This window comes from Lysinibacillus sp. NPDC056220 (assembly GCF_049315265.1).
Taxonomy (GTDB): Bacteria; Bacillota; Bacilli; order Bacillales_A; family Planococcaceae; genus Lysinibacillus; species Lysinibacillus pinottii.
On record NZ_JBMOXD010000002.1, the window covers coordinates 583,074 to 596,023 of the forward strand.

Here is a 12,950-nt window from a genome sequence, read left to right on the forward strand (position 1 = left end):
AACATAGATGGGGGATTTAGCAATGAGTTTAATTAGATGTACAAATGGTCACATGTTTAGTTCAAGGAGACACCGTAATATTTGCCCATACTGTAACGTCATGGTGGAGCAGGAGCAAAGACAAAATAGTCCATCCACACCTGTCATTGAAGCAGATGATAAAACCTTGCCTTACTTAGGAGAAATGGATGGAATTGATCCTGTTACAGGATGGTTAGTTTGTATTGAAGGGCCTCAAATGGGGAGAGATTATCGCATCTTATCGGAAAAGAATTTTATCGGTAGAGCAGAAGACATGCATATTCGTATTGCTGGAGACAATTCAATCTCTAAGCGTAATCATGCAGTCATTGTATATGATCCTAAAAAACGTAACTTTTACTTGCTACCCGGAGATGCATCAGGACTAGCCTATCTAAATAATGAAGCGGTTTATACACCAACTGAATTGGCAGCCTATGATGTTATTCAGTTAGGGAGAAGTATGTTCTTATTTATTCCGCTTTGTGGTGTCCACTTTGAATGGGAAAACAATCAAAGTGAGGAATGATGACGAATGGACCATAAGCTAGTACCTTACATAATTGCATTAGTTTTTATTGTCGTACTTATTTTTTTACTCATCATACGAGGCATGCTTGCTCAAAAAATGGAAAAAGGGAAAATTTACGTTGGAAATGGTCAAACAATAGGAAGACGTGATGAACAGGATGATTATTTCTCAACCGCTGAGACGACGCAAGGCACAATCGCGGTACTTGCAGATGGGATTAGTGGGTTAGCCAATGGTCGCATGGCCAGTACAATCGCAGTGACAACATTTATAGAGGAATTTAAAAAGCTTAGTAGCCTCAATCATCTACAGGACTTTTTAAAGAAAGCAGCTAAAGATAGTAATCATATGATTGTAGAAAACTTGAATGGCTCAAATGGAGGAACAACATTAGTCACCGCCATTATTGATAACGATGGTTATCTACATTGGGGTGCGGTTGGTGATAGTGTTATCACGATTTTTAGAAACGGTGAATTTTTAGCGATTAACCAAAAACATATTTTTGAATCGGTTTTAACGGAACGTTATATTGCGGGTGAAATTTCGCAACTTGAAGTGCAGGAAAATCCTTTGAAAAAACGATTGATAAATTATTTGGGATATGCAGGCTTTAAAAATCTAGATACAGGAAATAATCCTATTCAACTACATAAAGGAGACAAGGTTTGCCTATTTAGTGATGGAATCTATGATGCTTTAACAGAGGTTGAAATGGAAAAAATCCTCTCTCAGCAAGCTCCACCCTATGATTTAGCACAGAATATTATAAAAGCCGTTGAACAAAAACGCCTAAAGAATCAAGACAATGCAACCATCTTGATATTGGAAAAGATATGGTGACGGGGGAATAGAGAAGGAGGAGACTTATGAGAAAGGAAAATTGTGACTTTAAAACTAGTTTTCTATCTGAAGCCGGGTCCTTTCTGCAAAATAAAGATTACTTTGCTTATACAGAACTCGATGATATTGCTTGTTGGGTAGCCATAAAGGGCTTAGATGCGGATCAGGAAATTAGTAGTGCGGAACTTGCTGTAAAGGCAATTTTAGAACGTTTTATGGAAAAACCAACTATGTCGAGAAGAAGTATAAAAAAATACCTCAAGCATGCGCAAAATATACTTCAAGCTCAAAGTTTACGTGTAAGATTGAAGGCTAGTGTTGTCATAGTTGTTTCAGATTACTCAAAGATGATTGTGGCAGTAGCGGGAAATTCACGACTCTACCATTTCCGTAATGGCACCTTAACCTACAAAAGTACGGACCAAAGTTTAGCACAGGAAATTGTGAACAATCGAAATCGCTCCTTAGATATTAGCCAGCATGAAGAAAGAGGGAATTTGCTAAATTATCTGGGTAAGCCAAACAATTTTCAACCATTTGTGTCTAAGAAAATGAAACTCATGGATGGGGATGCCTTATTACTTTGTACTGCAGGATTCTGGGAAGATGTTAGTGAGATTGAGATGGCCGATGCACTTGAAGGTGTAAAGGATTCAGAACAATATACCGATTTATTAGAAGAAATTTTATTAAGTAGACAAAGAAAAGTGGTAGAAAATTATACAGTTGCTGCAATTTTTGTCAATAAAGTGTATCAGGAAACAAATAAAAACAAGAAGAAGTATATAAAAATGATTGCTGCTGCATTAGTAGTAGCGTTGGTTGTAGGTGGTAGCACTATTTTCTATCAAGCAAAACAAGCTAAAAAAATTGCTGAGCTGACAGTAGAAATGAAGGACCATGAAAAGAGCGGCAATCAATATTTTCAGGATGGAAATTATGATGAAGCACTCCTTTCATATAGTGAGGGCCGAAATGCGGCAAAGAAATTGAAAGATCCTATACATAGAAATTTGCTAGCTAGAAAATTAAGAGTGACACAACTTATTATCAATGGTGATCAATCATCGGAGACTGGGAAATTTGCTGAGGCGTTGGAACACTATGAAAAAGCGAAAAAAGAAGGAAAACTCATTCATGGATTCGGTAAGGAAGAGGTAGTGCAAAGAATTGACAATATGGATTCCATCGTTGAGATTGTTGACGCCATAAAAGATGCCGATTTTCGCTTTGAGGCTGAGGATTACAATGGTGCTTTAGCAATCTACCAAAAGGCTAGGAAAAAAGCGCTGGCTATTTCATTTACTGGCGAGCCACAAATTAAAACAAAAATAGAAGACACAGAGGAAAAAATAAAAGAATTAGAAAAGGCCCAGAAAGAATTAAAGGCAGAGGGATTGGAAAAGAATGGCGATCAGAGCTATGCCCGTCAGGAATACGCAAAAGCAATAGAATCCTATACGCTTGCACAAGAGATCTATCAGGAAACAGAATTATTGGCAAAGGTTTTAGGACTAGAGAGAAAAATTATGAATGTAAATGATAAATTGAATCCTATTCCACAAGGACAAGCACCGGAAAATGCTGTCCAAAACGACGCAGACTTACCAATTGATGAAGCACCTGATGCAAGTTAGCAATCCAATTCTGGGTTTATGAAAGAAGGAAAGTAAATTGTTAAAAGAGCTCATGTTCGAACGTATACGAAAAATAGAAGATTTAGAGCAACGTCAATTACTAAAGGATATTGTAAGTGGTGTCTTTGTAAATCTCATCGACTATCAAGAGGATATGAACCGCAAGCTTGAGGAGCGTATTTTCAATGAAATGGATGATATAGATAATAAATATGATATCTACGCAACACTGCTTCCAAGGGAGGATGTCGATCCCATCCATGACTGTTTATTTCCGATATGTCCAACAGATATAGAGGAGAAAAAAATCTACACGGATCAGCTTCTTGGGTCCATTAAAAAGGACGAACCAACGACGCTCATGACTTTATTTTTAGCGTGTAATTCGGATGAGATTCAACATTTACTTGCACAGCAAAGATTATTTAGGGGAAGTTTAAAGACGTCAGAGGGACAAGCTGAGATTAAAGTTGCCCTCATAAAGAATAATCGGTATTTAAGGGAAATCGAAAAGCTATACTCTATTTTTCAAATAAATGGCCTTCCTTGGAAAACAATTAATCATCCATTTGTTCATAAATTTCTGGACGTCATCGTTGTAGACTGCCCACCGTTACATGAAGATGTGGAAATAGAAGAAGTGTCGATTGATTTAGAGGAATATGAGCAACACAAACGATTAAACATGGTGCCGCTTTGGAATATTCAACCCCATGTGGTGAAAAATAGTGGTTTTCCCTTCCCTGCTATAGATAGAGTCAATTTTGAGCATGTCTTATCATTACGAAAAACAGGTAATCAACATGGCTATGTCATTGATACGGAAGAGGAAAATGTTAGGTATGTCAAACGTTCAGACCATGAACTGACAATTGTTTCGCCACTAGAGCAATCAGGAGAATGGCGATTACTAAAAATTGCTAAAGTGGAGCAAGAGCAAATTGGCAAATTAAATTTTGCACTAGTTTCAAATAGTTGTAATGACTATTTTATGCACAAGCTTTCTTATAAAAATAATCAAAATGTTTCTACAAAAGGAGAAATTATTCGGCTGATAAATTCCTTTAAGGCAGCAGATATGCTTGAACTAGTGAAAATTGATGTTTTCGAGGAACAAGAAACAATAGGGAGTCGTAACCTTATTCAACCATTTTTAATGGATAGACAAGAAGGAAACAGTTATAAAAAAACAATGCTATTGCAATTCATATCTAAACAAGATAGAGACTTTATTGCGAATGATGTATTAAGCTTCCTGATTGCTGAAATACAAAGACATTTTATGGAATATAAATGTGTGGGTAAATGGCTATGAATTATATTTGGGATTTACTTATAAAAACAGAAGATGAAGGCTTTCAAACCAAGGATATTTACTTTCACCTGGCTCAAATTTATTCACCGTATATGGAGCTTAGTCCACAGCTATTAAATTCACAGGTAGTAGAGCAGCATGTTGAAGTAAATCCTTATTATCGTTATTTTCAAATCTTTAAAGACCTGTTTCATCCTGATCATACATCAGATAAAGAGTTTAGAGACTGCCTATTAGATATAACCTTACACTTTTTAGCTGAGATTGATCGCATGCAAGGTATGAATAAAAAAGAATTTTATATTCGCTTTATCCTGAGGGATATTCAGGCAAATGTATTTGGAAATCGGGTCCGCGATAATATCAAGCTTTTTTCAAAAAAAGAACAAGAAATTGTTGCATTAAACATGCTTAGACTCTATCAAACAGGCGAGGAAATATACCTGATCAAAGATACACTGAAAAATATTTTTAAAAATTGTTTCATTTACGTTAAGTCAGAGGAAAAAGCTGAGTTACTTCTTTACATTCAGCAAAGAAAGACTGAAAAAAATAGTAAAATGGTTCAGCTCATTCAAGAGATTTTTCTACCAGTTGGCTACCATATGGAAGTTTATTGGCAATATCACTTTGGCATTATGGGAGTAGAAGAGACCATGAAGCTAGATCGAATAGCTCTTTATTAAAGAGAGCAAGGGAGGGCTATAGGTGACGACCAAATACTCGTATAAATTGAATATGAATAAGCGGTATTCAGAAAAAAAATATATGACCTATACACGTGTAGAGTTAATGGAAATGACGACCTTTCAGCTTAGAAATATTTGTTATAAGGAAAAGCTCATAACAGGTTTAATTAACACGCTGACAAGGGACGAATTAATTGAAAAGATTTTAAGATATCGTGGGGCTGAGGAACATCTTCTCATAAAAGAGAACCAAGATGGGGGCTTTGAAAGAGTAGAAGAGGCTTTGCGAAAATATTTAAAGACGCCGCTTTCTGATAATGGGGGTATTAAAATCCCCGCCAAAATGAATATCTATAAAGGTATGAAAATAGATAAACCCGATCAATATTTAGTTGAAACAGGCGGGTTTCTAGTGGAATCCAATGTATTGCTTGTGAATGAGCAGCTAGAGTTATGTGGAATCTTAAATATTGTCAAGGATGATGAAAGACCACAAAGTTATTATTTAACTGCCGATCAAGCACTTGGCATACGTGAGACAAAAAATAAAAACTATAGCTTTATTTTTTTACGGAAGCAAGATTCTGAGTATATGTATAAAACGTACTATCAGGAAATTCCGCTACCACCAACAAATTTACATTATTACAAAGTACCGATACCAGATTTAGAGATGAAGCAATTAGAGACGACAAATGCTATCCTTGCGATTGATTTTGGTACAACAAATACAACAGCCGGTGTTTTTTTGGATAGTGATTATGTCTCATCTCCTTGTAGCCATGACCTTTTAAACAAGAGAATTGAGCTTAATAGCATTAATTTTGTCCAATTCCCAGACGCACTCCATCAAAATGAATGGATTGAAGTAGTGCCCACAGTGCTTTCAGTAGCAGATTGCTCAAACACCGAGCATGTCAGCTATCATTTTGGCTATGAAGCGCTTAAAGTGATGAAAAAAAATAGTTATACATCTTTGGCTACTAAATTTCAGGGAATCAAGCGTTGGGTTAGTAATTATGCAAAATTAGAAGAAGTGATGGATGCGAATGGCAATACAGCACTTATCCCGCGTAGTCAAATCATCAGAGAATTTTTACTTTATATCATACGCATGGCTGAGCATCAATTTAAGTGTCGATTTAAACATTTGCATATTTCAAGTCCTGTCAAGCTGAAAACACAATTTTTAGATATGTTTCAAGCCATATTACCTGAATATCAAATTGAAACAGAGCATGCTCTCGATGAAGGGATGTCTGTTCTATATAACACGATCGCCAATCAAATCGAGAATCAAAGCTTTATGGATAGTAAGGAATACAAAGCACTTGTCATTGATTGTGGTGGGGGAACGACAGACCTCTCTTCCTGTAAATTTCGCATAGAGGACGGCCACATTTCCTACAAAATTGATATTCATACAACCTATGAAAATGGTGATACCAATTTTGGAGGTAATAATATTACATACCGCATTTTCCAATTTATGAAAATTGTTTTTGCGAACTATTATAGCCGAGGGAAAAATGCGTATGACATTGATGCGTTAATTGATATCCCCGGAAAGGATATTTATCGATATGTAGATGATTATGGCGTAGAGGCAGTCTACAAGCAATTCGAAGAAGCATTTGAAGATGCTGAATCTATCATTCCTACACGCTTTAAGGAATATGAAAATCGGACTCGTGATGAGTATCTAAGAGTTCGCAATAATCATTATTTTTTATGGGAAATGGCAGAGGAAATGAAGAAGGAATTTTTCCGAAAAACGGGTATTTTGAGAAGCCGTTTTTATTCAGAAAACGATACACAGCAGGATAGTGATTTGAATATCACAACAGTAGATCGCTGGTGCTTATCGTTATTAGAACATCATCAATTTAAAGATGTTTACGACTATCCAAATGTTTTTTTCAATATTAAAGAAATCAATCATCTTATAAAAGCAGATATTTATGATATTGTACGCGAATTTTTAGAGGAGTTTTATGAAAGTGGCATGCTTGGTGAATACTCCATTATTAAGCTGACTGGACAATCCTGTAAAATTGATGCCTTCCGAGAGGCTTTAAAGGAGTTTGTGCCAGGCCGTAGCATTGAATTTAGGCAAAAGGCTGAAAATGTAGGGAAAGTGCCAGAATTAAAGCTTGCCTGCTTAAGAGGAGCGTTGCGTTACTTAAATGCGAAAAAAATTGGCATGATTGAAACTACTGTTACGAATGATGCTCCTATAGTACCCTATTCCGTTAGCGCATTTACACATAACCGGCAAGAAAAACTTCTTATCAGTAGCTTAGAACGATTGAATCAAATTCATGGAACTATTTCACGCCCATGGGGAGTCACAGAGGTCGAATTTTTCCTAACTGGAAGTGATCATCAGACAACCCAAAAGTACACCTATTTCAATAGGCAGGAAAATTTTGTACCCGTGCTTTATGAGAGTATTGTGTCGTTCTATTCCAATAAAATCCCACAGGACGAGACTGATTCAATAGCCAATGGTGAAGTGAAATTTTTCGTCTTCGCAGGAGAGGATCATTGGGGCTTCCATGTAGTACCAGTGGCTAGGAAAGAGGAGCAGCTGTTTATTGGCAGCAAGGAATTCTTTGCCTTTGAAACGGATCTATCAGAGTTAGATTTCTTTGATGGTTTAAAGTAAGTAGGCATCTGCTAAAAAATAAAAGAGGAGAATAACAGATGTTTACAAATCAATATCCACATTTTCAAAAAGGAAGAATTTTAAAGCTGGAAATGCTAGAGAACCTGCGAGATTTCCCGAGAGAGTTTTTAGATCTATACTTCGAGGAATACTCGAACGGCATTATAGCAGGTTGTCATATTCATGTAACAGATACAAGCATTATTCTAACCAAGGGCATCCTGAAACATAATAAAAGACTCTATATGCTACATAGTAGCTATGAGCTGCCTTATGAGGCAACGGGAAATGAAACGATAGTAAAGGTGCGTTTTGCTGAAGAAGTAAATCATTTGGATTTCACGCAATTTACAACGACTATTGTTCTTGATAACTCCATGTATCTTGCCCCCAATGAATTGGAAATAGTGCGTTTTAAATTAAAGGTGGGAGCAAAGCTACGATCAGAGCCCATAGATTTTTCGGATTATACCACTGAATACAATACCGTTAATTATCTTCACTGTGAATATGCTGGAGTACAAAGAAGTACCTATCATCCTAAGGTTTTACAATGTTTTGCAAAGGAATTATTAAAAAATCGTCCAAGCAATGCTTACGACATAACATTTGCCCTAGCGTGTTTAAATGAAGAACGAGTACAGCGAGATGTCATTGAAATGTACATTAGTAATCGGTTAGAGCTAGAGTTTCAACCGTTTTCCAATAGTCAAATTCACAAATATTTGTATCGTATATTAATTGAATCCAAAAATGGTGGTCGTGGAACTGGGGCTAGTCAAATGCCTAGTCCAAGTCGACCAAAGCGAATGATCGTTGATTAGTTGAAAAGTTGTCAGTGAAAAAACGTTGAAGAAGCGGAAGGTGAGTGGGATGAAATTTTTAGATGAAAAGATTATTGCATTAAGAAACGAAATGAGAGATCAGGAACGACATGAGTTAGCCCAGCAGCAAGCGGCATTACAAGTGGAACAGGAGCCTGAACAAGACGAACAGGACAATCTACAAGAAGTCGATATTTACCAAAATATTATCACCATTGATGATGAGGAAGTCCAGGTGATAGAGCAACCATTATTGGACGGCAAAATGATTATACGAATGCCAAAGCTATTTTCTATTATGTCTGCTGAACTAGCGTCCTTAAAGTACCCATCAGAGCGTAGACCAAATCTAATTTATACAGATACCTCCTCATCAATCAATCTTGCCTTCAATCTGACACCACATCGCTTAAACGAGGACGGAGTCGCTGCATTTCAAGAAAATATGATGGACATCCTTGAACAAGCTCAGCCTTCAGCAGATTGGTTGGATACAGATGTTCAGAAGATCGATGGCAAAACGGTAGGCTTTTTAGAGGTCATTACACCTGCCATTGATGGAGAAATTTTTAATTTAATGTTCTTTGCCTCCGTAGAAGGGCGAGCACTTATTGGAACGTTTAATTGTATGGAGGATGATCTTGACACTTGGCGCCCTATCGCGAGAGCTATGATGGAATCCTTACAATTCACTTCAAGTGAAGGGAAAGGAGGGGCAGTTCTATGAGTGGTGCAGTGACGACTTATCATCATATAAAAATATCGCCATTTGAGCTTGTCAGCATTCAAGAGCTAAGCCTTACAAAAAAAATGAACGAACATGCTATGTTACGTTTTACTGGGATTGTGCCTGAAGAGGCGAGAGATACATATGTCGAAATGACAGAGGCACAATCTGCCATTGAAGTAAACCAGCTTAACCATCTCGGTGTCCCTTCTCCCTTATTTAAAGGTGTTATTTTAAATGTGAAGGTTAGCTCAGTGCGTGGCATCTATTATATAGAGGTCGAAGCGGCTTCTAGTACCCATCAGCTAGATATTAAAAAGAAAAATCGCTCCTATCAGGATAAGGAAATGACCTATAAGGCTTTATTCAAACTGTTAAATCCTGTTTATCCTGGTCTTGATGTTATTGATGAAGCTACAAAAGGTGCTAAATTAGAAAAGTTTACTCTTCAATATTACGAAACAGATTGGGAATTTTTAAAAAGACTAGCCTCTCGTTTTAATACGGGGCTCGTGCCTGCTGCTACCTTTGACAAGCCAAAGTTCCATTTTGGTGTTCCAGCTGGAAGTGCTCAAGGAAAGCTAGAAGATTATCATTACACGACCAGAAAAAAAATAGCAGACTATCTACTATATACAGAGAATGGTAATGAAGGAATGGGCGAGCATGACTTCCTTTACTATGAGGTGGAAAGTGACAAGGTACTTCAAATAGGAGACCACGTTACATTTAATAAGCAAACACTGTATATATATGAAGTATATACAACTATGAAGGATGGCTTGCTGAAACATTACTATACACTGTCAACGAAAAATGGCATGAAAAAAAGTGAGCTATTTAACACGGATATTTCCGGCTTGTCCTTAGAAGGAAAAGTGTTAGAAGTCGCAAAGGATCATATTAAGGTACATTTAGCCATTGATGACAAGCAGGATAAGGGAAAGGCACATTGGTTCCTTTACTCAACGGGCTATACAGCTGAGGGACATAGTGGCTGGTATTGTATGCCGGAAATCAATGATTTTGTCCACATCTATTTTCCTTCTCACCGTGAGGAAGAGGGGATTGCTAGTACCTCAATACGAAAAAACTTGGATACAACGGCCACTAATAAACTAGACGATCCTTCGACGAAATATTATCGGACAGCCTTTGGTAAAGAGATTAAATTAAGTCCAACAGAAATTCTCATTACCGCACAGGATGGCGATATTTTTATTCGTTTAAATGAAGCAAACGGTATCGAAATTTATAGCAAAAAAGAGATTAAGCTTATATCTGAGGCAGATATTACGGTGAATGCTAGCAAAAAAATCCTTATGTCTGCAGAGGAAGAAATTTCATTACAATGTAAAGAAAGTAAAATTACTATGAATGGCAGTGTGCAAATTTTTGGAAAAGAAGTAAAAGCCAATTAAAGATGAACAAAAGAGAAAGAAGGAGTCACAAATGCAGGCACAGGAAATTTTACAGCATTTTTATGACACAGAAGTAGAAAAAAGAAGATTGAACTATCTTTTGCTGCTCGAGGATTTTTTCCAAGCCTCCAAAGACAAGCTAGCCGAGGAATTTAGGTCGTCCTTTCAAAAGGTATGTCAGCAACTAGCCCAGCAGCAATCGCTTCACCAGAAAGGACCAATTGCCCATATTACATTTTCGATGCTACGGACAGAGCTATTGGAGAGAAATCCGCACTATTTAGTAGAGGCTACGGACGACGAATGGTTTTTTGACCTACAACCTCTTTTAACTACCTATGATGCTAGCTGGGTGCATCATTATTTAGAGCAATACATCCAAGAGCTAAGTTTGTATAGCAAAACCTTTATGGGGGCAATTACGCAAGCAGATATTGATCGCATTAGACTCCAGGATGCCAATCATTTTCACCAATATTTAATAAGTCTTGCTAGATATGCGCTACCCGACATCATCAGATGTCCAGAATATTTAGCACTGGAGCGGGATGTGGCTGTCGAAATCCGTATAGGTGAGTTTATGGATATGAACGAAGTAGTTTATAGCGAGGACTTTTCATCGAAGGATAGTGATGAAATAAAGGCTTGGTTAGAAGAAAAGCTAGAGGATGCATATCCATATGAGGTATTTAATCAATTACGCTTAGCTGACGGAACGTATGAGGGCGTGGACATGCGCTATGCCTTTTTTCAGAAAACCAATTTAACCAACTGTCGTATGCGTGAATGTCTGTTGATAGGCGCCAATTTTAGGGAAAGTCAGCTAATGGACACGGATTTGAGCTTCAGTGCCATTCATGAGGCGGATTTTAGCAATAGCCAGTTACAGGGAGCCAATTTTCAACAAGTACAGGGAGCCAGTGGCTTGCTAGATCGCCAGAAATGGGAAACACCAGGCTATTTACCGCTTCGTTTTACAAATGCGAATTTAGAAGGCGCTAATTTTGAGCTAGCAAATTTACGAGGGGCCAACTTTATGGGAGCAAATGTAAGGAATACGAATTTTACAGGGGCAAATTTAGAAAAGGCCATGTTTTCTAGGGAGGCTCAGCAATATTTAAAACTGGATCCATTCCAATCAGCAAGTGTCATTTGGAAGTAGACATGGTGAAAAAGGAGAAGAGAAATGAACTATTTTATTCTATCTCAGGATGAACGCATCTCAAATGCTGTCGAGCCTGTTGGTATAGCCCAAGTGATAAAAAAAGAGCTACTTACAATTGAAAGAATGGAGGAATTAGAGGAGCTCGAACGCCAATTTCCTGTATTAGAGAAAGGCGAGATGGTATATACAGATTTGATTGAAAAGCCAATCATGCTCCTTTCTGATGCTGTTAAACAATTAGTGGAAAAATATGAACCACAAATGCCATTCAAAGCGGTTGTTCTCATGGATATACCTAAAGTAATGCAAACGTTATATTGGCTAGTTATTCCACCAAAAGTTCCTTGTCTCTCTGCTCAAACTGAATTTCATCTGGATGGAACGTTAAAAAAATTAGTAATAGACGAGCATTTAGCAGCCCCTTATCCGATCTTTCAAATTGAGGGAATTAAAGAACATTATATAGTAGTTAATATTGAATTAGCCGAGAGCATTCTTCGCCGAGATTTTAGGGGAATACGATTACGGAAAATACAAACTGAAGGAAGATGGAACGATATTCTGGCAGTAGGAAAATAGGTTGAAAAGGGCAAGAAGCGAAAAGGAAATAATTATTTTCTAATCATCGTCAACGATGTTTAGTAAAAGTTACAACAGCTTACGTATAGAAAGGATGGTTTTTCGATGTCAGAAGAATTGCAGACAAAGGGTGGCGACCAACGGAGCTATGTAGTAGCTGGTGCCAAATTATCCTGCTCGCAAGGTGATCAAACAAGTATATTAAAAATGCCAGTCAGCCATGGGGTTTATACGAAAAATAAGGCACAGATGAATACGATGGATTATAAGCCTCATGTCAATATTCAACCATTTGGCTTATGCCAAACATTAGCGAATCCAATAGTTGCGGCGGCCACTGCTGACAATAATGGTGTTTTAAAGCCGATGCCCTGTACACCAGTCATCACGATGCCTTGGATTAATGGCAAGAATGATCAACTAATTGAAAATCATCCAGCGTTAATTAGTCAATCTATTAATATGTGTATGTATTGTGGAACGATAAAAGTAGAAGATGATGGACAAGAATAATCCATTGTCCCTTGAG

Annotated in this window: 12 protein-coding genes; all 12 read left to right on the forward strand. The window is 37.4% G+C overall.

The window, feature by feature from the left end:
* Positions 1-22 precede the first annotated feature (22 nt).
* Positions 23-550 (forward strand): FHA domain-containing protein, encoded by a 528-nt coding sequence (locus tag ACOZBY_RS07905; RefSeq protein WP_031416938.1) that lies wholly within the window; start codon positions 23-25, stop codon positions 548-550.
* Between the two features lie 6 nt (positions 551-556).
* The gene (locus ACOZBY_RS07910) at positions 557-1,396 is read left to right on the forward strand and encodes a PP2C family protein-serine/threonine phosphatase (protein WP_012295145.1); all 840 of its coding nucleotides are present in this window, start codon (positions 557-559) and stop codon (positions 1,394-1,396) included.
* Positions 1,397-1,422: 26 nt separating this feature from the next.
* On the forward strand, positions 1,423-3,033 hold the full coding sequence (locus ACOZBY_RS07915; RefSeq protein WP_230591317.1) for a serine/threonine protein phosphatase: 1,611 nt from the start codon (positions 1,423-1,425) through the stop codon (positions 3,031-3,033).
* Between the two features lie 37 nt (positions 3,034-3,070).
* A complete protein-coding gene (locus tag ACOZBY_RS07920) occupies positions 3,071-4,348 on the forward strand; it encodes a normocyte-binding protein (protein ID WP_422761946.1) in 1,278 nt (425 codons plus the stop codon).
* The gene (locus tag ACOZBY_RS07925; RefSeq protein ID WP_012295142.1) at positions 4,339-5,034 is read left to right on the forward strand and encodes a hypothetical protein; all 696 of its coding nucleotides are present in this window, start codon (positions 4,339-4,341) and stop codon (positions 5,032-5,034) included. Before ACOZBY_RS07920 ends, ACOZBY_RS07925 begins: the two co-directional genes overlap by 10 nt.
* A 52-nt stretch (positions 5,035-5,086) precedes the next feature.
* Positions 5,087-7,705, forward strand: coding sequence for a molecular chaperone (locus ACOZBY_RS07930; protein ID WP_036165572.1), 2,619 nt, complete (start codon positions 5,087-5,089; stop codon positions 7,703-7,705).
* Between the two features lie 38 nt (positions 7,706-7,743).
* Positions 7,744-8,529 carry a hypothetical protein gene (locus tag ACOZBY_RS07935; protein WP_036216870.1) on the forward strand — a complete coding sequence of 262 codons (786 nt, stop codon included), beginning with the start codon at positions 7,744-7,746 and terminating at the stop codon, positions 8,527-8,529.
* Positions 8,530-8,578: 49 nt separating this feature from the next.
* Entirely contained in the window at positions 8,579-9,256 is a 678-nt protein-coding gene (locus ACOZBY_RS07940; protein ID WP_236249555.1) for a hypothetical protein, read from the forward strand.
* Positions 9,253-10,677: a hypothetical protein gene (locus ACOZBY_RS07945; protein WP_332289993.1), complete on the forward strand. Its 1,425-nt coding sequence runs from the start codon at positions 9,253-9,255 to the stop codon at positions 10,675-10,677. The genes ACOZBY_RS07940 and ACOZBY_RS07945 overlap by 4 nt, the downstream gene beginning before the upstream one ends.
* A 31-nt stretch (positions 10,678-10,708) precedes the next feature.
* Positions 10,709-11,839 (forward strand): pentapeptide repeat-containing protein, encoded by a 1,131-nt coding sequence (locus ACOZBY_RS07950; protein ID WP_332289991.1) that lies wholly within the window; start codon positions 10,709-10,711, stop codon positions 11,837-11,839.
* A gap of 24 nt (positions 11,840-11,863) precedes the next feature.
* Positions 11,864-12,421 carry a hypothetical protein gene (locus ACOZBY_RS07955; protein WP_012295136.1) on the forward strand — a complete coding sequence of 186 codons (558 nt, stop codon included), beginning with the start codon at positions 11,864-11,866 and terminating at the stop codon, positions 12,419-12,421.
* Between the two features lie 105 nt (positions 12,422-12,526).
* Positions 12,527-12,934: a DUF4280 domain-containing protein gene (locus ACOZBY_RS07960; RefSeq protein WP_012295135.1), complete on the forward strand. Its 408-nt coding sequence runs from the start codon at positions 12,527-12,529 to the stop codon at positions 12,932-12,934.
* The last annotated feature ends 16 nt before the right edge of the window (positions 12,935-12,950 follow it).